The organism is Shewanella sp. 433 (genome assembly GCF_059338565.1).
On the sequence record NZ_CM181703.1, the window covers coordinates 1,722,149 to 1,746,585 of the forward strand.

Annotated in this window: 20 protein-coding genes; 18 read left to right on the plus strand and 2 right to left on the minus strand. The window is 48.0% G+C overall.

The features are described 5' to 3' along the window. Nucleotides 1–124: 124 nt before the first annotated feature. From pyrH to tilS, 15 genes are all read left to right on the plus strand, one after another. Nucleotides 125–871 (plus strand): UMP kinase, encoded by a 747-nt coding sequence (pyrH, locus tag AC5YB1_RS07680; RefSeq protein ID WP_475514382.1) that lies wholly within the window; start codon nt 125–127, stop codon nt 869–871. A gap of 48 nt (nt 872–919) precedes the next feature. Continuing rightward, nucleotides 920–1,477 (plus strand): ribosome recycling factor, encoded by a 558-nt coding sequence (gene frr, locus AC5YB1_RS07685; protein ID WP_494521346.1) that lies wholly within the window; start codon nt 920–922, stop codon nt 1,475–1,477. Between the two features lie 81 nt (nt 1,478–1,558). Continuing rightward, entirely contained in the window at nt 1,559–2,353 is a 795-nt protein-coding gene (uppS, locus tag AC5YB1_RS07690) for a polyprenyl diphosphate synthase (protein WP_494521347.1), read from the plus strand. A gap of 18 nt (nt 2,354–2,371) precedes the next feature. Then, nucleotides 2,372–3,229 carry a phosphatidate cytidylyltransferase gene (locus AC5YB1_RS07695; RefSeq protein WP_494521348.1) on the plus strand — a complete coding sequence of 286 codons (858 nt, stop codon included), beginning with the start codon at nt 2,372–2,374 and terminating at the stop codon, nt 3,227–3,229. A 2-nt stretch (nt 3,230–3,231) separates the two neighbouring features. Further along, on the plus strand, nt 3,232–4,425 hold the full coding sequence (gene ispC, locus AC5YB1_RS07700; RefSeq protein ID WP_494521349.1) for a 1-deoxy-D-xylulose-5-phosphate reductoisomerase: 1,194 nt from the start codon (nt 3,232–3,234) through the stop codon (nt 4,423–4,425). A 12-nt stretch (nt 4,426–4,437) separates the two neighbouring features. After that, on the plus strand, nt 4,438–5,799 hold the full coding sequence (gene rseP, locus AC5YB1_RS07705; protein ID WP_494521350.1) for a sigma E protease regulator RseP: 1,362 nt from the start codon (nt 4,438–4,440) through the stop codon (nt 5,797–5,799). A gap of 31 nt (nt 5,800–5,830) precedes the next feature. Beyond that, nucleotides 5,831–8,314, plus strand: a complete 2,484-nt coding sequence (bamA, locus tag AC5YB1_RS07710; protein ID WP_494521351.1) for an outer membrane protein assembly factor BamA — start codon at nt 5,831–5,833, stop codon at nt 8,312–8,314. Between the two features lie 68 nt (nt 8,315–8,382). Further along, nucleotides 8,383–8,877 (plus strand): OmpH/Skp family outer membrane protein, encoded by a 495-nt coding sequence (locus tag AC5YB1_RS07715; protein WP_494521607.1) that lies wholly within the window; start codon nt 8,383–8,385, stop codon nt 8,875–8,877. 6 nt (nt 8,878–8,883) lie between these two features. Then, the gene (gene lpxD, locus AC5YB1_RS07720; RefSeq protein WP_494521352.1) at nt 8,884–9,909 is read left to right on the plus strand and encodes a UDP-3-O-(3-hydroxymyristoyl)glucosamine N-acyltransferase; all 1,026 of its coding nucleotides are present in this window, start codon (nt 8,884–8,886) and stop codon (nt 9,907–9,909) included. A gap of 30 nt (nt 9,910–9,939) precedes the next feature. Beyond that, a complete protein-coding gene (fabZ, locus tag AC5YB1_RS07725) occupies nt 9,940–10,401 on the plus strand; it encodes a 3-hydroxyacyl-ACP dehydratase FabZ (RefSeq protein WP_494521353.1) in 462 nt (153 codons plus the stop codon). Then, entirely contained in the window at nt 10,398–11,165 is a 768-nt protein-coding gene (gene lpxA / locus AC5YB1_RS07730; RefSeq protein ID WP_494521354.1) for an acyl-ACP--UDP-N-acetylglucosamine O-acyltransferase, read from the plus strand. The genes fabZ and lpxA overlap by 4 nt, the downstream gene beginning before the upstream one ends. A 212-nt stretch (nt 11,166–11,377) precedes the next feature. Further along, nucleotides 11,378–12,526 carry a lipid-A-disaccharide synthase gene (gene lpxB, locus AC5YB1_RS07735; RefSeq protein WP_494521355.1) on the plus strand — a complete coding sequence of 383 codons (1,149 nt, stop codon included), beginning with the start codon at nt 11,378–11,380 and terminating at the stop codon, nt 12,524–12,526. A 1-nt stretch (nt 12,527) separates the two neighbouring features. Further along, nucleotides 12,528–13,148 carry a ribonuclease HII gene (gene rnhB, locus AC5YB1_RS07740; RefSeq protein ID WP_119977789.1) on the plus strand — a complete coding sequence of 207 codons (621 nt, stop codon included), beginning with the start codon at nt 12,528–12,530 and terminating at the stop codon, nt 13,146–13,148. A gap of 119 nt (nt 13,149–13,267) precedes the next feature. Beyond that, a complete protein-coding gene (gene dnaE / locus AC5YB1_RS07745; RefSeq protein ID WP_494521356.1) occupies nt 13,268–16,741 on the plus strand; it encodes a DNA polymerase III subunit alpha in 3,474 nt (1,157 codons plus the stop codon). A 1-nt stretch (nt 16,742) separates the two neighbouring features. Next, nucleotides 16,743–18,113: a tRNA lysidine(34) synthetase TilS gene (tilS, locus tag AC5YB1_RS07750; protein WP_494521357.1), complete on the plus strand. Its 1,371-nt coding sequence runs from the start codon at nt 16,743–16,745 to the stop codon at nt 18,111–18,113. A 48-nt stretch (nt 18,114–18,161) separates the two neighbouring features. Here tilS and dgcS read toward each other — a convergent pair whose 3' ends face one another. Continuing rightward, on the minus strand, nt 18,162–19,040 hold the full coding sequence (gene dgcS / locus AC5YB1_RS07755) for a diguanylate cyclase DgcS (RefSeq protein ID WP_494521358.1): 879 nt from the start codon (nt 19,038–19,040) through the stop codon (nt 18,162–18,164). 290 nt (nt 19,041–19,330) lie between these two features. Here dgcS and AC5YB1_RS07760 point away from each other — a divergent pair, with 290 nt between their 5' ends. Both AC5YB1_RS07760 and AC5YB1_RS07765 read left to right on the plus strand, forming a co-directional pair. Continuing rightward, nucleotides 19,331–21,280: a monovalent cation:proton antiporter family protein gene (locus AC5YB1_RS07760; protein ID WP_494521359.1), complete on the plus strand. Its 1,950-nt coding sequence runs from the start codon at nt 19,331–19,333 to the stop codon at nt 21,278–21,280. Between the two features lie 79 nt (nt 21,281–21,359). Next, nucleotides 21,360–22,172: an SGNH/GDSL hydrolase family protein gene (locus AC5YB1_RS07765; RefSeq protein ID WP_494521360.1), complete on the plus strand. Its 813-nt coding sequence runs from the start codon at nt 21,360–21,362 to the stop codon at nt 22,170–22,172. Here AC5YB1_RS07765 and AC5YB1_RS07770 read toward each other — a convergent pair. Continuing rightward, the gene (locus AC5YB1_RS07770; protein WP_494521361.1) at nt 22,169–23,302 is read right to left on the minus strand and encodes a patatin-like phospholipase family protein; all 1,134 of its coding nucleotides are present in this window, start codon (nt 23,300–23,302) and stop codon (nt 22,169–22,171) included. The genes AC5YB1_RS07765 and AC5YB1_RS07770 overlap by 4 nt on opposite strands. A 451-nt stretch (nt 23,303–23,753) precedes the next feature. Here AC5YB1_RS07770 and AC5YB1_RS07775 point away from each other — a divergent pair, with 451 nt between their 5' ends. Further along, on the plus strand, nt 23,754–24,413 hold the full coding sequence (locus AC5YB1_RS07775) for a response regulator transcription factor (RefSeq protein ID WP_494521362.1): 660 nt from the start codon (nt 23,754–23,756) through the stop codon (nt 24,411–24,413). Nucleotides 24,414–24,437: the final 24 nt, after the last annotated feature.

Consider the following 24,437-nt stretch of genomic DNA (forward strand, 5'->3'; position numbering starts at 1 on the left):
TTTTGATACCCTAAAAACCGCAGCAATCGCTGCGGTTTTATTATGCCAATTAGATTGTCACAGCCTGCATTTTTTTCGATATAATTGGTAAAATACCCACCAGCATTTATCAGGACAAAAAACTATGAGCACAAACCCCAAACCCGCTTTTCGACGTATTCTTCTTAAATTGAGTGGCGAAGCCCTGATGGGCGAAGAAGGCTTTGGTATCGACCCTAAAGTACTCGATCGTATGGCACAAGAGGTTAAGGAGTTGGTTGAGCTTGGTATTCAAGTTGGTGTTGTGATCGGTGGTGGTAACCTGTTCCGTGGTGAAGGGCTGGCTAAAGCCGGTATGAACCGTGTTGTTGGCGACCATATGGGCATGTTAGCCACTGTGATGAATGGCTTAGCAATGCGTGATGCCTTGCACCGTGCTTATGTTAATGCGCGCCTGATGTCAGCAATACCGCTTAAAGGTGTGTGTGACGATTATAACTGGGCTGAAGCGATTAGCTTGCTTAAATCGGGTCGAGTGGTGATTTTTGCAGCCGGTACGGGTAATCCATTTTGCACTACTGACTCTGCTGCGTGCCTGCGCGGTATTGAGATTGAAGCCGAAGTTGTGCTCAAGGGCACCAAAGTCGATGGCGTCTATTCAGACGACCCAGTGAAGAACCCTGAAGCCGTTAAATATGACGAAATGGGTTACGACGAAGTACTAGACAAAGAATTAAAAGTGATGGATCTTGCTGCATTTACACTGGCGAGAGATCACGACATGCCTATTTTAGTGTTCAATATGAATAAGCCTGGTGCGCTGCGCCGTGTTATTATGGGTGATCATGAAGGCACAATGATCAAAAGTAGCCGCGTAAAATCAGCCGAATAAGTACCATTTATACTAACGTAAATTTAGTAAGCAAAAAGGATATTAAACGTGATTAATGAAATCAAAGAAGATGCGAAACTACGCATGGGTAAATGTGTTGAAGCGACTAAAACGCAAATGGCTAAAGTGCGTACCGGTCGTGCTCACCCGAGTCTACTTGATTCAATCAAGGTACCTTATTACGGTTCACTGACTCCACTAAAGCAAGTGGGTAACGTATCGATTGAAGATTCAAGAACCCTAGCGGTCAGCGTTTTTGACTCAACTATGATAGCAGCGGTAGAAAAGGCAATTATGAGTTCAGATTTGGGGCTAAACCCTATGTCTGCAGGCACCACTATTCGCATTCCGCTACCTGCGCTAACTGAAGAGCGTCGTAAAGACCTGATCAAAGTGGTTCGCGCCGAAGCGGAAAACGGACGTATTGCCGTACGTAACGTTCGCCGTGATGCTAACTCTGATGTAAAAGCATTAGAGAAAGAAAAAGAGTGTACCGAAGACGATGTGCGTCGCAGTGAAGATGAAATTCAGAAGTTTACCGATGCACACATTAAAATGATTGATGAAATTTTGGCGGCTAAAGAAGCAGAGTTGATGGAAGTCTAATCTGCAGTCTTAGTTACTAGAGTTAACACGCCGTGTAGGGGTATACTACACGGCGTTTGCTATTTTTAAGGGTTGTAATAGATGTCGATCGAATCTCAATCTGGCTCAGAGTTAGCTGATGACACACTCGCTGAGCTGATTAAGCTGTCTATACCTAAGCACGTTGCTATTATCATGGATGGCAATGGGCGTTGGGCGCAAGCTCAAGGTAAGCCGCGGGTGATTGGACATAAAGCAGGCGTAAAGGCGGTTCGCCGAGCGGTGAGCACTGCACGAGAAATGGGGGTCGGTTCATTGACCTTATTTGCATTTTCCAGTGAGAATTGGCGCCGACCAGACAAAGAAGTTAGCTTGTTAATGGAGCTGTTTTTTACCGTGTTACAACGGGAGTTAAAGCGACTACATAACAATGGCGTACGCCTCAATATCATAGGCGATACCAGTCGCTTTTCGCCGCGTTTGCAAAAGAAAATTGCTTCGGCAATGGCACAAACTGCCGAGAATGACGGTTTAATCTTAAACGTCGCAGCCAACTATGGCGGTCGTTGGGACATCATGCAAGCGGCGCAAACCTTAGCCAAAAAGGTTGAATCTGGCGAAATGAGCAGCAGTCAGTTCACCGAAGAGGCGTTAAGTCTGCATTTATGCATGCAAAATCAGCCGGAAGTTGATTTAATGATCCGTACGGGTGGAGATTTTCGCATCAGTAATTTTATACTCTGGCAGGCCGCTTATGCAGAGTTAGTGTTTACTGAGGTGCTTTGGCCCGACTTTGACGAGCAAGCCTTTAAAGAAGCTGTCGCTGTATTTGCTTCGCGTCAACGCCGTTTCGGATTAACGGGAACGCAAATTGAGACGCTACAGGCTGAGCAATAAATTATAAGAGGGAAAGTTTTGCTAAAGCATAGAATAATAACAGCAGTATGGTTAATCCCATTAGTGATGGGTGCCATATTCTTTTTCCCTGTGGAGTATTTTTCATGGGCTCTGGTGGCGGTATTTTTAATCGCCGCTAAAGAGTGGGGCCGTATTATCGATAAACGTTGTAACATCACTCAGTGGAGTTTCACGTTGACTATCGGTATTTTATTAGTGGCGCTCAATCTGTTTGTACCTAGCACAGAGGTGTGGTTTAAGGGCCATTTACATCCCATATTTCTAGCGATTATGGTCATTGGTGCATTTTGGTGGGTTATCTCCTTACTCTTCATCGTGTCATATCCTAAAAGTTCGACCTTGTGGGCTAAGAGCCACATGTTCAAGTCGATGTTTGGCCAGTTAACATTAATCCCTTGTTTTACTGCATTAGTTGCGCTCAAGGCATTAAGCTCACAGGCTGATCCCTATTACGGTGGTACCTTGGTCTTCTTGGTGATGTTGACCGTATGGGCTGCCGATTCTGGCGCTTACTTTGCGGGTAAAGCCTTAGGTAAACATAAATTGATGCCCAATGTCAGCCCTGCTAAAACCGTGGAAGGCCTCATTGGTGGCCTGCTGACGACTATGCTTGTTGTTGCTGGGGTGATGTTACTCTCACCTGAGCAAGAGTTAGGCTTGGTGATTGTAGTCACCCTGTTTGTTGCCTTAGTGTCTGCGGTGGGCGATCTGTCTGAGAGTATGTTTAAGCGTGTTGCCGACATAAAAGACTCAGGTACTATCTTGCCTGGCCATGGTGGCGTTCTAGACAGAATTGATAGCCTAACCGCCGCGTTGCCAGTCTTTACACTCATTTATATCGCATTTTGGATGTAACCATGCAAAAGATGGTGATTCTAGGGGCCACAGGCTCAATTGGCGCCAGCACGCTCAGTGTTGTCGAGCGTAATCCGGCTGATTATGAGGTTTACGCCCTAGTGGCCAATCGTAGTGTCGATAAGATGCTAGCGTTATGCATAACCCATGAGCCTTGTGTGGCGCACATGGTCGATGCCGATGCGGCCAAAGAGTTAGCAGACCGACTGCCTAAATCACTGCGCACCCGAGTCTCTAGCGGTGCAGATGAACTGCTCGATTTAGTTGCCGCAAGTGAGGTGGATACTGTGATGGCGGCCATTGTCGGGGCTGCCGGATTACCTTCAACCTTAGCTGCGGTTCGTGCGGGCAAGCGAGTGTTATTGGCCAATAAAGAATCATTGGTGATGTCAGGACGTTTGTTTATCGATCAGATGCAAGCTTCTGGCGCGCAAGTGCTGCCTGTGGACAGCGAGCATAATGCGATTTTTCAATGTTTACCCTTCGAGGTGCAGCAGCAAATCGGCGTATGCCAACTAACCGACGCCGGTATTTCACATATTTTGCTGACTGGTTCGGGTGGTCCTTTTCTTAGTACTGACCTTGCCACTTTGCAGCACATGACACCAGATCAAGCCTGTAAGCACCCCAACTGGTCGATGGGACGTAAAATCTCTGTTGATTCGGCTAGCATGATGAATAAAGGGCTGGAATATATTGAGGCCCGTTGGTTGTTTAATGCCGGCAAAGAGCAATTAAAAGTGGTGGTGCATCCACAAAGTGTCATTCACTCAATGGTGCAATATAAAGATGGATCTGTTGTCGCTCAGTTGGGCAACCCTGATATGCGCACGCCTATCGCGCATTGTATGGCTTATCCACAAAGAATTTCTGCTGGCGTTGAACCTTTAGATTTTTTCAAAGTCGGACAGTTAAGCTTTCTTGAACCCGATTTTAACCGTTTCCCTTGTTTAGCATTAGCCATTGATGCCTGTGAGCAAGGCCAAGAAGCGACAACTGTGCTCAACGCGGCTAATGAAATATCGGTCGAAGCATTCCTAGCAGGGCGCATTCGGTTTACCGATATTGCTCTTATCAACGAATTTTGCCTAACCAAAGTGGCCAAGCAAAGTTTAAACACGATTGAAGATATTTTGGCGCTGGATAACCAAACTCGCCGAGTGGCTGCTGAACATGTTAAACGTGTGCAGCAGTAAAGAAGGAGCTCAATGCTAGATTTTTTATGGAACCTAGGTTCCTTTATTATTGCTTTAGGCATATTAATCACGGCCCATGAATATGGCCACTTTTGGCTCGCACGTCGCTGCGGCGTCAAAGTGGAGCGCTTTTCCATCGGTTTTGGTAAAGCGATTTGGCGTAAAATCGGAGCAGATGGCACCGAGTATGTGGTCGCGATGATCCCGCTCGGTGGTTACGTGAAGATGCTCGATGAGCGTGTTGACGATGTGCCAGAAGCATTAAAATCTCAAGCTTTTAATCGTAAGTCCGTCTGGCAGCGCATTGCCATTGTCGGCGCCGGCCCCATGGCTAACTTTATCTTCGCCATTTTTGCGTTGTACATCATGTACCTCATTGGTGTGCCGTCATTAAAACCAGTTATTGAAACCACCCAGCCTAATACGCCTGCCGCTATCATTGAGGTTAAACAGCCGCAGCAAGTGATTGCCGTTGGCGACCAAGCCGTCCGCAACTGGGAGGAGGTGACCTATGCCTTAGTTGGGCATATTGGCGATGATAATATCGACATAACCCTAGCCCCACTATCAGGTGTTATGGGCCAAGAGCGTACTTATCGCCTCGACACTCGTCAGTGGCAATTTGACCCAGAAAAACAATCACCTATCACCTCGCTGGGGTTAGGCATTTATCAACCAGACGTGAGCCCCACCTTGGCCTTTGTCAGTGAAGATGGCGCCGCGTATGCCGCAGGGCTTAGGGTTGGTGATACCTTGGTTGCTATCGATGGCCAGCGTTATAGCCAATGGGATGGGTTTGTCGAACAAATTAAAGCGGCGGCGGGTAAGACTGTAAACATCACTGTGCTACGCGATGGTATGCAGGTTGAGCTTGCGGTGACGCCTAAATCGCGTACTGGTGATTATGGTCAAATAGAGGGCGTAATAGGTGTTGCACCCACTCAAGATCCTTGGCCAGATGATATGCGTTTACAGTTAGAATACGGTTTAGGCGAATCTTTTGTGGTTGCCGCCGATAAAACGTGGCAACTTGTGTCAGTCAGCATTAAGATGATTGGCAAATTATTTACTGGCGATGTGTCGGTGAAAAACCTAAGTGGACCTATTTCAATCGCACAAGGTGCGGGGAGTAGTGCTAACTATGGTTTAGTTTACTTTTTAGGGTTCCTAGCATTAATTAGCGTCAATTTAGGCATTATTAACCTATTGCCTTTACCAGTGCTAGATGGTGGGCATCTGTTATATTACTTCATCGAAGTGATCACAGGCAGGCCTGTACCGGAGAAGGTACAGGAAATTGGATTCAGATTTGGGGCAGCTATGCTGCTAATGTTGATGAGTATCGCCCTTTTCAATGATTTTTCCCGACTCTGAGCAAGGACACACACATAATTAGAAGTGCTCTATGAGATTGAATAAAATTTTTGCCTCGATGTTATTAGTCGGTGCGTCTTTATCAGGGAACGGTTGGGCCGAAACATTCCAGCCTTTTGAAGTTACAGACATCCAAGTACAAGGTTTACAACGTGTTGCATTAGGTGCCGCACTCCTCAATATCCCCATTAAGGTGGGCGATACCGTTGACGAAACGCGTCTGCAGCAAGCGATTAAAAGCTTGTACGCGTCAACTAACTTCGAACATATCGAAGTCAGTCGCGATGGCAATGTCCTCGTGGTGACGGTCAAAGAGCGTCCAACCATTAGCGCTGTGACCTTCGAAGGCAACAAAGACATTAAAGATGAGCAGTTGCAAGAGAGTCTCGATGGCAGTGACGTTAAAGTTGGTGAGTCATTAGATCGCACCATGCTTAGCGGAATTGAAAAAAGCCTGCAAGATTTCTACTACGGTGTGGGTAAATACGGCGCTAAAGTGGAAGCACAGGTGATTAACTTACCGCGAAATCGTGTCGAGCTTAAGTTTAAGTTTACTGAAGGCTTAGCCGCTGAAATTCGCCAGATAAACGTTGTGGGTAACACAGTGTTTAGCGATGCTGAATTGATCAGCATGTTGGAATTAAAAGATTATGTGGCCTGGTGGGACCTGTTTGGTGAGCGTCGTTACCAAAAGCAAAAGCTGCAAGCCGACCTTGAAACCATCAAAACCTTTTACCATAACCGCGGTTATATTCGCTTCGATGTCACCTCGACTCAGGTCGCGATGACGCCTGATCGTAAAGGGCTGTATATCACGATTAATGTCGATGAAGGTGAGCAGTACAAGGTAAAAGAGGTCAACCTCACCGGAGACCTTATGGGCCGTGAAGAGGTGATGCAAGCGATTTTGCCGATCAAAGTGGGTGATACCTACAATGGCGGCGACGTGACCTTTACCGAAGAGATGTACGGCAAGTATCTTGGTCGTTTCGGCTATGCCTATCCTGAAGTGAAAACCTACCCAGAAATTAATGACGACACCAAAGAGGTGACTCTTAATGTCAATATTAAACCGGGCAAGCGGGTTTATGTGCGTAGCATTAACTTCACGGGTAACCAAGTCACTAAAGATGAAGTAATGCGTCGTGAATTACGCCAGATGGAAGGGGCATGGTTAAATGCCGCGCAAGTCGAGCAATCTAAAGCGCGCCTTAACCGTCTAGGTTATTTCGAAACCGTCGATACACAAACGGTGCAAGTACCTGGCACCGATGATTTGGTCGATGTTGCCTTTAATGTGAAAGAGCAGCCTTCTGGTTCATTTAACGCGGGTGTGGGTTATGGTACCGAATCAGGTATAAGCTTGCAGTTTGGTGTACAGCAAAGCAATTTCTTGGGTACCGGTAATCAGGCCGGCATTAACTTAAATACTAATAAGTATTCTAAGAATATTAATTTCTCTTATACCGATCCCTATTTCACTAAGGACGGCGTGAGCTTAGGCGGCAGTGTTTTCTGGAATGAGTTTGATGCGCAAGAGGCTAACCTTGAGCGTTATAAAAACAGCTCTTACGGCGTTGCTTTAAACTCAGGTTTCCCAATTAATGAATATAACCGTATTAACGGTGGTATAGGCTATCGTCATAACGCAATTTCAGAGATTTCAGCTTATGAGCAGGCGCTGCGTTTCTACAATATCTATCGTGATCAAGATGACCCTAATGCCGAGCTAGCATTTGATAATTTCGAATTGAATCTTGGCTGGTATCGCAGTACGTTGAACCGCGGTACCTTCCCAACAGACGGTTCATCACAGCGTTTAAGCGGTAAGATGACGGTTCCTGGTTCAGATCTGCAATACTTTAAAACCGACTTTGACACCAGCTTCTACTGGCCCTTTAACCGTAGCCATAGCTTCGTGTTATTAACTAAGGCGCGTGTCGGCTACGGTAATGGTTATGGCCAGTTTGGGGATAACGATCAGATTTTACCGTTCTGGGAAAACTACTACTCGGGTGGTAGCAGCTCATTACGTGGCTTTAAGTCGAACTCTGTGGGCCCTCGTTCATTCTACTTGTATCGTGGTAGTGAGCCGTGTTCACCAGATCCATCGGGTGATGGTTGTACCTTGCCTGGCGATCCAAATCGCATCGAAGTCAGCCAAGGGCGTTCTATCGGTGGTAATGCCATCGCGACCGCCAGTATTGAGCTTATTGTGCCGACGCCATTCTTGGACGAAGCCTATACTAACTCTGTGCGTACCAGCTTCTTTGTCGATGCGGGTAATGTCTGGGATACTGAATTTGATTACGATTCCTATCGCGGCTTGCCTGCTGAAGAGTTTGCCGAACTGGCAGATTACTCTGATCCTTCACGCATTCGTGCGTCAGCGGGGATGAGTGTTCAGTGGTTGTCGCCCATGGGGCCAATGGTATTTAGCCTTGCGTGGCCAATCACAGAGTATGAAGATGATGAAACCGAGATTTTCTCGTTCAACATTGGTAAAACTTTCTAAGTTAGAACTAATTTAAATAAAAATAATCGGCAAGTTTTGCTGACAACAAGGAGTTTATTTTGAATAAGATGTTTAATCGCGCAATGATGGTTTTGGTTCTGTTAGGTGCACCGATTGCTGCACAAGCAGAAAAAATTGCAGTGGTAGATATGCAAGCGGTATTTGAGCAGTTACCCCAGCGCGAAGCCGTGAGTAAAACACTCAAAACCGAATTTGGTGACCGTGTGGCTAACGTGCAAAAGATGCAAGACGAACTACGTGGCATGCTTGAGAAGCAGCAACGTGATGCCGCGCTGATGAGCGAAAGCCAAAAAACCGATATGTTGCGTAAGATGGAATCACTCAAAGCTGAGCTGCAATTAAAAGGCAAAGCTTTAGATGAAGATATGCGTCGTCGTAACGGTGAAGAGCAAAACAAACTGTTAGTTGAAGTGCAAAAAGCGATCACCGCTATTGCGGAAAAAGAGCAATATGACCTAGTGCTGCAGCGTGGTGCTGCCATCTATGTTAAGCCTTCTTCAGATATCAGCAGTAAAGTTGTTGAAGCGTTGAGCAAAGGCTAACGATTAATGAAAAGCTATACATTAAAAGAGATCGCTGTTTACTTAAATGCTGCGGTACAAGGTGACGACACGGTTGAAATTAACCGAGTTGCCACTCTCGAAAAAGCGCAAAAGGGTGAGATCTCTTTTTTAGCCAACTCAAAATACCAGCATCAGCTTGCGGGCACATTGGCATCAGCAGTGTTGTTGTCGCCCAAAATGGCGGCTGATTTTAACGGCAACGCAATTGTACTTAATGATCCTTATGTAGGATTTGCAAGGGTGGCGCAGTTACTCGACTCGACGCCTAAAGCCGCTGAAGCAATTCATCCCAGCGCAGTGATTGATGTCAGTGCCACTATAGGCGAAGGCGTTGCTATTGGCGCCAATGCCGTTATCGGCCCCAATGTGATTTTGGGGCAGCAGGTACAGATTGGTGCAGGATGTGTTATTGGGCAAGATGTTATCATCGGCTCCAATACCATCTTGTGGCCTAATGTGACTGTGTACCACAATGTCCACCTTGGTCAAGACTGTATAGTGCATTCGGGCACGGTACTGGGATCGGACGGTTTTGGTTATGCTAATGAGCGTGGGCAGTGGATCCGCATTCCGCAAACGGGGGGCGTGCGTATTGGTGAGCGGGTTGAAATTGGTGCTTGTACCAGTATTGACCGTGGCGCACTAGATCATACCGAAATCCATGATGGGGTGATCATCGATAACCAAGTGCAAATTGCCCATAATGTGATTATTGGTGAAAACAGTGCCCTTGCCGGTGGTTCAACTTTTGCCGGTAGTGTCACCATAGGTAAATATTGTATCATTGGTGGCTGTAGCGCCGTAGCTGGACATTTATCCGTCGCCGACGGTACCCATATCTCAGGTGGCACAAACGTTACGAGTGTTATCAGGGAGCCTGGTGTATACTCCTCGGCTACTGTGGCGATGGAAAACAAGGTGTGGCGTCGAAATACCGTACGGTTTAGACAGCTAGATGAACTGTTCCAACGCGTTAAAAAGTTAGAAAAAAACGTTAAAATAGAAGATTAAGTGCCCCTTGGCAGCTAAGGAAATTATTGAGTGTCAAATCAATTAAACACAATGGATATCAAAGAGATCCTAAAGTTTTTGCCCCATAGGTATCCGTTTTTATTGATCGATAGAGTCCTCGACTTTACCCCTGGCGAATCACTCCATGCGATCAAAAATGTCACTATTAATGAGCCATTTTTTCAAGGCCATTTCCCCGTTCAACCCGTGATGCCGGGGGTATTAATCCTCGAAGCGATGGCACAAGCCACGGGTTTATTAGCATTTAAGACCATGAGTGACGAACCATCAAATAATGCACTCTACTATTTCGCGGGTATCGACAAAGCACGTTTTAAGCGTGTGGTTGAGCCAGGCGATCAGCTGCATTTTGAAGTGAAAATGATTAAAGAACGCCGCGGGATAGGGGTGTTTACTGGTGAAGCAAAGGTCGATGGCGAACTAGTCTGTTCTGCCGAGATTATGTGTGCCCGTAGAGAGATTAGTCAGTGATTGATGATTTAGCGTTTGTACATCCCGATGCCAAAATTGGTAATAATGTCACCATAGGTCCATGGACCTATATTGGTGCCGATGTTGAAATTGGTGACGATTGCCACCTGAGTTCTCATGTTGTGGTCAAAGGCCCGACAGTGATGGGCAAAGGCAATCGCATTTTCCAGTTCGCCTCTGTGGGTGAAGACTGCCAAGATAAAAAGTACGCGGGTGAACCAACGCGCTTAATTATCGGCGACAATAATGTGATCCGTGAGTCGGTGACTATTCATCGCGGTACGATTCAAGACCAGGGTGAAACCGTTATTGGTTCTAACAACCTGTTTATGGCCTACGTGCATATTGCCCACGACTGTGTGGTTGGCAATAATGTGATCATGGCTAACAATGCTTCGATTGCAGGTCATGTTCATGTCGGTGATTGGGCCATTTTAGGTGGTATGACTGGCGTGCATCAGTTTGTGCATATAGGCGCGCATGCTTTTACCGCAGGTAGCTCACTTATTTTGCAAGATGTGCCTCCGTTTGTGATGGCTTCAGGCCAACCTGCGATACCACGTGGTCTCAACGCCGAAGGGCTCAAGCGTCGTGGCTTCTCTAAAGAGAGCCAACTTGCGGTGCGCCGAGCTTATAAAACTGTGTACCGCAAAGGGTTGACGGTTGATGAAGCCATTGCCGCATTGAGTGAAGAGTCTCAAGATGAGCAAGTGAAGCTATTTACTGATTTCATCGCCAATTCCAGTCGAGGCATTATTCGTTAAGCCACTGGTCTTGAAAATCAAAAGCTCGTTTAGACGGGCTTTTTTTTATGAGTGAAATTAAACCAATCGCATTAATTATCAGCTCGATCTTGATGGCTAAAATAGGCTGTTTCTCTGGTGTAAATGGTATCAGCCCATTGCAGGCATCAATGAATAGTCATTGAGTTAATGTGATTAATCGTAAGTCGGAAACAACGGATAAGAATCGGGTTATGACTGAACGTAGACAAAAAATATTTGCCATGGTCGCAGGCGAACTGTCTGGGGACATCTTAGGCGCAGGTTTAATCCGTGCCCTGAAGCAGCGTTATCCTGACGCGCGTTTTGTCGGCATTGGTGGTCCACAGATGGACGAATTGGGCTTTGAGTCGCTGTTCTCATTTGAAGAGTTAGCGGTGATGGGGATAGTGGAGGTCTTGTCGCGTCTGCCTCGGTTGCTTAAGGTGCGTAAAACCCTCATCGATGAAATCTCCGCCTTGTCACCCGATTGTTTTATCGGTATCGATGCGCCCGATTTCAATATCGGCCTCGAGTTAAAGCTTAAGCAGCGTGGCATTAAAACCGTGCATTATGTCAGCCCATCTGTGTGGGCATGGCGGCCTAAGCGCATCTTTAAAATTGCCAAAGCAACCAACATGGTGCTGTCGTTGTTGCCGTTTGAAAAGGCGTTTTATGATAAACATCAGGTGCCGTGCACTTTCGTCGGTCATACCTTAGCCGACGACATCCCTCTGGAGAATGATAAAGCAGCAGCCCGAGCTCAGCTGGGGTTAGATGCCGAAGATGAATACTTAGCCTTATTGCCGGGCTCACGCGGTGGCGAACTAAAGCAGTTGGCAGAGCCTTTTGTGAAAGCGGCATTGCTGCTACGACAACGTTATCCCGATCTTAAGTTCATCACGCCGCTGGTTAATGCCAAACGCCGCGCCCAATTTGAGGCGGCGCTTGAACAATTTGCTCCCGATTTGGCGATTCATATGGTTGAAGGACAGTCGCGGGTGGTGATGGCGGCTGCGGATGCCATTTTACTGGCGTCAGGCACGGCGACGTTAGAAGCCATGTTGGTTAAACGGCCGATGGTGGTGGCGTATCGCGTGAGTCCGATCACCTATAGCATTGCCAAACGTATGATGCAGATAGACAGTTACTCACTGCCTAATCTATTGGCTGGTGAGAACATTATTCCTGAGTTGATCCAAGCCGACTGCACCGCGCAGAAGATTGCCGATGCGGTAGCGCAACAACTCGATAGCGATCATCGTCCGTTAATGAAGCGTTTTGCCACCTTGCATCAACAACTCAAATGTAATGCCAGTCAGCGGGCCGCCGATGCGGTGGTCGCGTTAATTGAGGAGGCGTAATATGGCGACCTTTAAAGAGATCACGCAAGCGCAAATCAGCCTGTTGTGCCAAGGGTTTTACGCCGGTGTCGATGAGGTGGGGCGCGGACCTCTAGTAGGAGATGTCGTCACCGCGGCCGTGGTACTCGACCCTAATAATCCTATCGCTGGGCTGAATGACTCGAAAAAATTGTCAGAAAAAAAACGCTTAGCCTTGTTTGCCGAGATTAACCAAAAAGCCCTGGATGTCAGTGTGGGGCGTGCAAGCCCTGCTGAGATAGATGAGCTTAATATTCTGCACGCCACTATGCTGGCAATGCAGCGCGCGGTGGCCGGTCTTAAGGCTCGCCCCGAGCGGATACTGGTCGATGGTAATCGTGTGCCTGATTTTGGTATTGAAAGCCATGCGGTGATCAAAGGCGATGGCCTGATCGCTGGCATCAGCGCCGCATCGATCATTGCCAAAGTGGTGCGAGATCAAGAGATGGACGCGCTCGATGCCAGGTACCCACAATTTGGTTTTGCTAAGCATAAGGGCTACCCGACAAAAGCGCATTTTGAGGCGCTAGAACAACATGGCGTATTAGCCGAACACCGTAAGAGTTTTCGCCCCGTACAGGCACGTTTATCGCGGGATGATTAATCCTTATCAGCATAGGCAAAGCCGAGCTGAAAGGGTGACGCTGTGTTTCGCTATGTGTTAATCTCAGTCTGTTAATCTCAATGGGCGCTTGCCGCCCAACTAAAAAGATACTATCAACTATGTCAGAACCTCGTTTCGTGCATCTGCGCGTTCACAGTGATTTTTCCATGTCCGACGGCCTCTCGAAAGTGAAGCCCATTCTAGCTAAGGCGACTGAGCTTGAAATGGCGGCGCTTGCCCTGACCGATAAAACCAATTTATGTGGTTTGGTCAAGTTTTACAGCGGCTGCCATGGGGCGGGGATTAAGCCAATTATTGGCACTGACTTTTCGATGTTGGTGCCAGGCTTTGACGACGAGTTTTGCTCGATTACGGTATTGGCCATCAACAATCAAGGTTATAAAAACCTCACCTTATTGATAAGCGATGCCTATCTACGTGGTCATGTACGCGACCGCGCGGTGATCGATCAAGAGTGGCTGATTAAATACAGTGAAGGGTTAATTTTACTTTCGGGCGCCAAAGATGGCGACGTCGGTAAGGCGTTGCTTAAAGGCAACAAAGGCCAAGTTGACTCCTTGGTGGCATTTTATCAGACCCATTTTCCTGAGCGCTATTATCTGGAGCTTATCCGAACGGGTCGCCCCGACGAAGAGCGCTATTTGCACATGGCGGTCGAACTGGCGGCTGATAAAGACTTGCCTGTGGTCGCGACCAACCAAGTGGTATTTATTCAACCCGAGCAGTTTGAGGCCCATGAGATCCGTGTGGCGATTTCTGATGGCTATACACTCGCCGATCCGCGCCGCCCTAAAACCTACAGCAAAGAGCAGTATTTCCGCTCACAAGATGAGATGTGTGAGCTGTTTGCCGATATTCCTGAAGCGTTGGCAAACTCGGTGGAGATCGCCAAGCGCTGTAATGTCACTGTGCGCCTTGGCGAATACTTTTTGCCTAATTTCCCCACTGGCGATCTGTCCATCGAAGACTTTCTCGTTGACGTGTCTAAAAAAGGGCTTGAAGAGCGTCTCGAGTTTTTGTTTCCCGACCCTAAGGTTCGAGCCGAGCGCCGCCCCGAATATGATGAGCGTCTCGATGTTGAGCTGACCGTGATTAACAACATGGGTTTCCCCGGCTACTTCCTTATCGTGATGGAGTTTATTCAGTGGGGTAAAGACAACGGTATTCCGATTGGCCCGGGTCGTGGTTCAGGAGCGGGCTCGTTGGTGGCGTATGCGCTGAAGATCACCGACCTTGACCCATTAGAATTTGACCTGCTGTTCGAACGTTTCTTGAACCCAGAACGGGTATCGATGCCCGATTTCGACGTCGACTTTTGTATGGACCGTCGCGATGAGGTGATCGATCACGTGGCCGAGCTGTATGGCCGAGATGCGGTATCGCAAATCATCACTTTTGGTACCATGGCTGCCAAAGCCGTGGTGCGCGATGTGGGCCGCGTGCTGGGTCACCCTTATGGTTTTGTCGACCGTATTTCAAAGATGATCCCTGCCGAGCCTGGCATGACGCTGGCTAAAGCCTTTGAGGCGGAACCTGCGCTTCCTGAAGCTTATAACGCCGATGAAGAGGTTAAAGATCTCATCGACATGTGCCGCATCTTAGAAGGGGTGACGCGTAACGCGGGTAAGCACGCAGGTGGCGTGGTGATCGCGCCAACGGTGATCACCGACTTCGCGCCACTGTACTGCGACTCTGAAGGGCAAAATCCGGTTACCCAATTTGATAAAAATGATGTCGAAACCGCTGGATTAGTTAAGTTCGACTTCTTGGGGCTGCGAACCTTAACCATCATCGACTGGGCGCTGCAGATGATCAATCCGCGTCTAGAAAAAGCCGGCAAAGAGCCCATTAGAATCGAAGCGATACCGCTAGATGATCCGGCCTCATTTAGGCTGTTGCAGCGTTATGAAACTACGGCAGTATTCCAGCTGGAATCTCGCGGTATGAAAGACTTGATTAAGCGTCTGCAACCCGATTGCTTTGAAGATATGATCGCCTTGGTGGCGCTGTTTCGTCCCGGACCGCTACAGTCAGGCATGGTAGATAACTTTATTGAGCGTAAGCACGGTCGAGAAGAGGTTTCCTATCCCGACTCTCAATATCAGCATGAGTCTTTAAAAACCCTGCTTGAGCCCACTTACGGCATTATTTTGTATCAAGAACAGGTGATGCAGATAGCCCAGGTCTTATCTGGTTATACCTTGGGCGGCGCGGATATGTTGCGTCGTGCTATGGGTAAGAAAAAACCTGAGGAGATGGCCAAGCAGCGAAGTATCTTTAAAGAGGGCGCAGTCAATAACGGCATCGATGGCGAGCTATCGATGAAGATTTTCGACTTGGTGGAAAAGTTTGCCGGTTACGGTTTTAACAAATCTCACTCGGCCGCTTATGCCTTGGTGTCGTACCAAACCTTGTGGCTTAAGACCCATTTCCCATCGCAATTTATGGCCGCGGTGATGTCGGCCGATATGGATAACACCGACAAGATCGTCACCCTGGTTGATGAGTGTGAACGCATGGGCTTGCCACTGTTGCCACCGGATGTGAATAAAGGGCTGTTTCGTTTTACCGTGGATGACGATATGAACATCGTCTACGGCATTGGTGCCATTAAAGGGGTGGGTGAAGGTCCTGTCGACTCGATTCTCAAGGCGCGTGAAGATGGCCCCTTTATCGACCTATTCGACTTTTGTGCGCGAATTGATCTGAAAAAGCTCAATAAACGGGTTATCGAAAAACTTATCTGTGCTGGCGCCCTCGACACTTTAGGGCCGCACCGCGCGTCAATGATGGCCACCTTGCCAGAGGCCATTCGCGCCGCCGACCAACATGCGAAAGCCGAAGCGATTGGCCAGCACGATATGTTTGGCTTACTCAATAGCGAGCCCGAAGACAGCAAACAGCAATTTGTCGAATGCACCCCGTGGCCCGATAAAGTCTGGCTCGAAGGGGAGCGCGATACCTTGGGCTTGTACCTTACAGGTCATCCGATTAATCAATATCTTAAAGAGTTGAAACACTACACTTCGGGGCGCTTAAAAGACGTGCATCCGACCGAGCGCGGTAAAACCACTAAGGCCGCTGGCTTGGTGGTCGCCACCCGAGTGATGATGACCAAACGCGGCTCTAAGATGGGCTTAGTCACCTTAGACGATAAGAGTGCGCGCCTAGAGGTGATGCTATTTACCGAAGCCTTTGATAAATTTGGCCACCTGCTTGAAAAAGATCGCATCTTAATTGTCGAAGGCGAAGTCAGTTTTGATGACTTTTCAGGTGGCAACCGCATGACGGCACGTAACATTATCGATATGGGCGAGGCGCGGAGCCATTTTGCCCAGGCGGTAGAGGTGGATGTCGATGCAAGCGAAGTCGACAGCAACTGGCTCAACCGGTTTCATCAGGTATTAATGCCGTGGAAAGCGGGCGCGGTGCCGGTGGTGATTAATTATGCGCAGCCACAAGCCAAAGCCCAATTTAAGCTGGGCGATGAATGGCGGGTTAACCCAACCGATGAGCTGATGTTGTCACTGGAGACCTTGACGGGCTCCGATAAAGTCAGGATCCTATTTTAATATGAACGCCACCGCTTGGCAGCCCGCAGAGCAAATTGCGGCATTAATCGCGCAGTTAACGCCACCGCCTGGCACTCAACTGGTGCTGGCCTACAGTGGCGGCGTCGATTCTGAAGTTTTGGCTTTTGGTTTGGCCCAGTTTGCCAAGCAGTATCCCGAGTATCGTTATCTGTTGGTACATGTGCATCATGGGTTAAGTGACAATGCCGGGTGCTGGGCAACCCATTGCCAAGGGCGCGCCTTAGCATACGACCTACCCATTAAGGTTAAGCAAGTTGCGGTGAACACTGGGCCTAGGGTAAGCCTAGAAGCCGCGGCGCGCGACGCCAGATACCACGCCTTAGCCCAAGAGTTAACTGCAGGCGATCTGCTATTGACGGCGCATCATCAAGACGATCAGCTAGAGACCTTATTATTGGCGTTAAAGCGCGGTTTGGGTCCCAAGGGACTGGCCGCCATGGGCGCAATACAAGCATTTCATCAAGATAAGTGGTTGCTACGTCCCTTGCTCGATATTAGCCGGCAACAGGTCGAGCAATTTGCGGCCACTCACGCCATTGAACATATCGAAGATGAGAGCAATTTAGATAATCGTTTTGACAGAAACTTCCTGCGTCTTGAGGTGATCCCCGCTTTGCGTGCGCGCTGGCCGGCCATTGCCGCCACCAGTGCTCGCAGCGCGCAGCTGTGCGCCGAGCAGCAAGCCTTGATTGATGACGAGGTAGCCTCTCGCTTACCCGTCATGTTGCAAGATACCGCTAACTCAAGCAGGCCTGTATTAGATTTACGTTTGTTAGCCCAGCAATCAGCGCCGTGGCGCGCGCAGTTATTAAGGGGTTTTATCGACTCTCTCGGGTTTGCCATGCCATCTGCAGCGCAGCTTAAACAGGTTCTGGTGCAACTCATTGACGCTAAAGAAGATGCTAAGGTCGAAATCAGGCTTAACGCTATGGTGTTACGCCGCTTTCGTCATCAGCTCTATATCGATAGATATCAACCTCATACAAAGTTAGCGCCAATTAATATTTGCGTTAGCGATGCGCCATTACAACATTGGCCGATAACGGACACCATCTCATTGCAGGCTAAGCGCTGTTGTCACGGCGATCGCTTGCGCCTTCCTATGGCAGATGAGCGGGTGAGCGTACGCTTTGGTGCGCCAGGGGCGCTGCGTTGTCATCCCCATTTTCGAGATAAGGGACGTGAGTTAAAAAAACTGTGGCAGGAGTTAGCCGTACCGCCGTGGATGCGCGATCAAGTGCCGCTTATCTATTTTGATGACAATCTCGTTGCCGCGGTGGGCTACTGGATAGAAAAGCGAGATATCGCGATGGCCGATGACGTGGGGGTGGTTTTTGAGTGCGTTGTTTAAGCTTTGTAGTTAGTTAGAGATAGTTGACTTAGCTTCAAATATCTCATGTTATTCTGCGATCCTATAACAGCGACGACCAGCGACCTTGGCATCATATAAGGCTTTATCTGCGCGCAGGTAGAGGTTTTCGGCGTTATCCATAGCTTGCCACTCGGCGACACCTAAGCTGGTATAAATCTCTCTATTATGTTGCTGATTATTATGCTGCATCATGGTCAATATGCGCTGACAAATGAGGCTTGCCGCTTGTGCGTTGCCTTGCACTAATATAGTAAACTCATCGCCACCGATACGAAAAGCCTGGTCGCTGCTACGGATTGCCTGATTAATGGTTTGCCCGAATGTAATGAGCGTCTCATCGCCAATGTGGTGTCCGTATCTATCGTTAAGCGTCTTAAAATGATCTAAATCTAATAAGATTAATGATAAAGGTTCGTCGTGACGAGTGGCTCTGGCTAGCGATTGCTTGAGGCTTTCGATGTAATAACGACGATTACCCAGTTGAGTTAATGCATCGTACATCGCCTGTTTAGCCACCTGCTCATACTGCGCTGCGTTAAATAGCGGACGCGCTAATAATGCCTGCAGTTGATAAAGTAATTCGGTTTGCGAATTTAGCATCGGCGCATTGAGGCGATATTCAATAACAGCACTGCTGCCTTCAATGGGCAGGTGTTGTTTTATTTGCAAACCTTGCTCACTGCCCCAGCTTAGCTGATACTCTTTAAAGTGCAGCTTTATGCCGTTGACAGGCAAATATTGGCCGACCACTTTGCCGTAACAGCTAAAGACAGATGCCGGGTCTAAATGCTGGTGTAGCTGTTGCACTATGGTCACCATATTGGGTGAGTCCATACTGGCTTGACGATATGCCGGCTGGTAACGATATTCGCCGGGTGAAAACTCGCTAGCTAAGGCAAAGTCCATGCATTAACTCCACAAAAAATTGGACTAGAGATATGCTAAAAATAAAGCAATTATCGTGCCTACATTTTTAATTGATTATTTCTCTATATTTGTCATTCAGTTACCTCGGTTACATAAAGGTAGTAAATCGGGCGTCAGGATTTTGACAAGCTCAATAAACCCTGACAAGGTAAGGTGTTGCGTGTGTCAACATTTCAAATGTGACCTCATCTATGTTCGGTCGAGCATCGAGCAGAATGCGTCAGGGCATTGTCATGTTGGTAGGGAGGAATGGCTGATTTGGAGCCTAAATGGAACATAGCTTTCTGATTAAAATTTTATTGATGCTGATGATAGCGATCGTCGCCATTGCGATGTTTCGCCGTTTGGGCTTGCCGGCTATTTTAGCTTATTTAGTTACTGGGGCCCTCAGTGGTCCATCGGTATTCAATTGGTTTAGCCAGCAGCAAATACATTCGGTGGCCGAGCTTGGTGTAGTACTGTTGATGTTCTCGCTAGGATTAGAATTTTCTTTACCACGCCTGTGGGCCATGCGCCGCACTGTATTTGGCCTAGGTAGTGCGCAAGTCTTTGTCACTGTTTTGCTTAGTATGTGTATCAGCTTAATGATGGGGCTGAGCATTAATGAGTCGATTATTGTCGGCGCGGCCATCGCTTTATCTTCCACCGCCATAGTTCTTAAGCTGCTCAACGAACAGGGGTGGCTGCGTCGTCGCCACGGTGAACTGTCGGTTAGTGTGTTGCTGTTTCAAGATCTTGCCGTAGTCCCTCTGCTGATTTTAATGCCCTTACTGGCCTCAGACGGTGAGCCGTTAAGTTGGCAAAGTATCGGTCTTGCTATGGTAGAGGGGGTATTCGCCTTCATCGCGTTAATGGCCTTTGGTAAGTGGGCTCTGCCTAAGTTGTTTGATGAGGTGGCTCGCTCGCGATCCAATGAGTTGTTTGTATTATCAACCCTAGTGGTGGCCTTGGTGACTGGCGCAGTGACTCAATGGCTGGGGTTATCCATGGCTTTAGGGGCGTTTATGGCGGGGATGTTACTTGGGGAAAGCCAATATAAGCGCCAGTTAGAGGCCGATATTCGCCCCTTTCGGGACTTGTTAATGGGGCTGTTTTTTATCTCAATCGGTATGCTGCTCGATTTTGGTTTGGTGGTCGATTTTTGGTGGCAGGTACTCTTGCTGGTGGTAGCGGTGATAGTGGCTAAGGCATTGATTGTGTATGGCTTACTTCGCGCCGCTAAAGAATCGTTTCGTACCTCGGTGGCCAGTGCGATCAGTTTAGCTCAGGTGGGGGAGTTTAGTTTTGTGGTGCTGGCACTGGCGGTCAATTACCAGTTATTGGAGATCACCGTCAGTACTAAGCTGGTAATGGTGGCGGTGCTGTCAATGGCGATAGCGCCATGGCTGGTTAAGCACAGCGTCGATATTGCACGGCGCTTACAGGGCAGTAGATTTAAGAGTGAGTTAGAGGGGCAAGGCATACCGCCAATGGAGCACAGTAAAGATCTGGTGTTGATTTTAGGCTATGGCAGAGTCGGGCAGACCATTGCTCGCTTTATGAAAACCGAAGCGGTGCCTTATCTTGTACTCGACCTTGATCCCACTCGAGTGACCGAAGCCCGCCGCGCCGGAGAGCCGGTGTACTTTGGTGATGTGGCTAAACGGGCTATTTTAAAACAAGCGCAAATACGGCAAGCCAAGTTAATCGTGATTACTTTTAGCAGTGCGCGGGTGTTAGATGAGGTATTGCCTTTGTGTCGCCAGTTGGCACCCGATGCCAACATTTTAGTCAGAACACGCGATGATGAGGGCATGGAAGCGCTCGAACAAGCGGGTGCAAGCCAGGTGATCCCCGAGTCGCTCGAGGGCAGTTTAATGTTGGTATCGCAGGTGCTGTATCAGTGTGGTGTGCCACTGACGCGCATCTTAAAACGGCTCGAATATGAACGTCGTAACCATTATCAATATCTGCACGGTTTTTTTTCAGGAGAGGAGACTGACTTTACCTTAGAGTTACTGCATGCGGTAGCACTGCCCAAGGGGGCGCAAGTGGTGGGCCAAACCTTAGCCGATATCCCATGGCAAGAGTTACGGGTAGAGTTACGCGCTGTCAGGCGAGCCGGCGCTGAAGTGGAAAGCCCCGATCTGACCTGGCTTATCAGGCCCGGTGATATTTTAATTTTGCTGGGTAAACCTAGGCGTGTCGAGAAAGCGGAACATTTTTTATTGCAAGGGTGAGTGATTAAGGCGTGTTATTGAGGCGCAGCATGATAGCAGTAAGTGACATATGATGAGTCAGCACAAAAAGGAGGAGCGGATGCAATCGTGGTTAGCGACCCTATTACTGCCTTTGCTTACACCAATGTTAGTGCTACAGGCCTTATGGGTTAAGCGGGTAACGCCTAAATTACCAGAAGCTAAGGGGCCACGTGAAGGCTTGATTGAGTCGAGTCACAATATGTTGGATTTTGCATTGGCTAAGGAGGCTTGTGGAACTGCTGATACGTCGTTGATAAAGAGCATTAATATCCTTATTTTAGGCGACTCAGCTGCGGCGGGAGTGGGGGTGGATTTGCAGCAACAGGCACTAAGCGGCTATTTGACCAAACGGTTAAGCGAACATTATGTCGTGCGTTGGACCTTGCTTGCTCGCAGTGGCTTAACCACAAACAAAACATTGGCTAAGCTCAGCAGTGAGTCTTGGCAAGCCAGTTTACGCCAAGGGCAATATGATGTGGTGTTGCTGTCTCTAGGTGTTAATGACGTGCTTAGCCCGTTAAGGGTGACGAAATGGCTTAGCAGTACAGAATGTTTACTGCATGAGCTCAGGCAACACTCGCCAGAGGCGCAGTTACTACTTACACCCGTGCCGCCGTTAGGGGCATTTTTGGCATTCCCACAGCCACTGCGCTGGTTTGTAGGACAACGAAGCGATGAATTTAATCGGCGTTTACAACAATTGCTCGCCTCAAAGAGCCGTTGCTACCTGCTATCACTGCAACTTCCTTTGAGTCATGATTCGCTGGCAGCTGATGGATTTCACCCCAGTGAGTCGAGCTATCGCCTGTGGGCTGACGTTGCTGTGCAGCAAATGCTATCGCAGCCTGGTATTGACGGCAGGGTGAATTAGTATGATGAGTCGATATTAAAAAACGCTTTAATCTCATCAATCTGACACATGGCATCTTGATAGCCCAAATTAATTAATGCGCCACAATAGGGCTGCTCAAACAGCAGATAGGAGGCGATACTCGAGTCCGATTGCTGATTAATGCCGATAAGGCGCAGTAATGTGCGCACCGCCAGCGGCATCTTATGATAGTACTGCGCCGCAATTTGGCTTAAGTCTTCGCTGGGTTTAATCACTAAGGTATCGATAGGTTTAAGCGAAACTTGTTGGCGCGCCGCTTCTGGGATCAAACTCAAGGTACTGTTAATACGCTGTAATCGTTCTAAGTCACTGTTGAGCGTGTCAGAGAAGATAGTATCTAATAGGTGACCCGCAATGGTCGCCGTCTTAGGATGATGTTCCATCTCCTGATGTAGCTGTTTATGTGGGCTCTCTAAATTAATCACCATAATTTTTTGGGCCCCTAAATGAATCGGGCTGCTCAGTGGAGCCAGTTGATGCACTGAGCCATCACCATAATAACCTCGGTTGAGCTTGACCGAGGGAAACACCAAAGGGATCGCCGCGCTCGCCAGTAAATGTTCGGTATTTAACTGTGTCCGTTGACCGCCACGGCGGGCTCGATTCCACTCTTCAATTTGGCGACTGGCTTGAAAAAAGGTCACTGAACGTGCCGAGTTATAGCATGAGGTGTCAATACTTAAGGCGTGCAGGGCGCCATTGGCAATATTTCTGTCGATGCGAGCAAAGTTGATTACTTCATTGAGTAGACCACGCAGCGGTTCATTGTCAAATAGGCTGCCAGGTTCGGGATTGATCCGCTCATCTTGTAATCCCATTAATGCCATTTTAGCCAGGTGTGAAAATACGCCACCAAAGGAGGAGCGGTAGACCATATGGGTATTAAAATGGCGCCAAATCCACTCGAGCTTACGAACCCCAAGATGAAAACAGGAGGCGTGAGTCGCTATAGAAGTACCATTGATCGCCCCCGCTGAGGTGCCACAAATGATCTTAAAAGGGATGCCATGATTACGAGGATAAAATTGCACAATCGCCTTGAGCACCCCTATCTGATAAGCGGCTCTTGCACCCCCACCCCCCAAGACTAACGCTGTTGTGTCCGGCAAGTTCATCCCTTACTATCGTTAAGCTACTATCTTATTAAAAATAAACACTTATTTTTAATTGTTATTGGTTTTGCGTGTTGGTCAAATATGCGCTATGTCATCAAGTTGTTATTAATTTAGAATATGTGAGCGGCTGTTGATGTTCAAGTGACATGGCATCTTTTTATCAGGTAATGGCTGCTGTGATGTTTGCTTCCTATCATCAGCGCTAGCGTATTTTAGGGCTTGGCAGCAAAGCGCGACCCTAACATAAAGTGCTGCCGATATCGTCTAGTTAATAAGTCTATATTTACCCAAGCCTGAAAATGTGTTTCAGCAAGAGATATAAGCCTATCTTATTGTAATTAATATGTTAAGTTTGAAGTGGCGTCTACTTTGTTGCCAACTGGGCAGATTTGATAATATCGGAGGTTGCGGTAGACTGGAAAAATCTACATTTGAGGGATTAACCATGTTACAGCCACTAAAAATAATAATAGCTGATGACCATCCACTGTTTAGACAAGCATTAGTCAATATCCTAACCAGTCAGTTCGACAACATAACCTTGTTAGAGGCCGAAAGCGTGGGTCAACTCGAAGCGCTGTTAATGGCTCATGACGATGCCGACCTGCTGTTATTAGACCTTAATATTCCTAATGCTCATGGTTTTAATACCTTAGTCAATATCCGTAATAGTTACCCACAGATTGGTGTATTAGTGATCTCTGGCCAAGAAGATAAGCTAACCGTAGGCAAGAGCATCTCCTTTGGCGCGGCAGGCTTTATCCCTAAGTCGACGGCGGTCGATGAGATGGTTAAAGCCATCAAGGCTGTGCTGGCGGGGCAGCAATGGATCCCTCAGGGTTGTGGCGACTTAGCCTCGGTCACCTTAGACAGTATGAGCAGTAAAATTGCCAGTTTATCGCCGCGGCAACACCGCATTTTAATGATGTTTGCCGATGGCCTACTCAATAAGCAAATTGCCTACGAGCTGGGTTTATCTGAAGCGACCATCAAGGCCCACGCCAGTGCGATTTTCCTAAAATTAGGCGTCCATACTCGCACTCAGGCCGTGATTGCCATGAGTCAGTTATATCTGGATAAGACGCCGCAGCCTGAGCAGGCCTAACGACTAAGTTTACATGGCTAACGT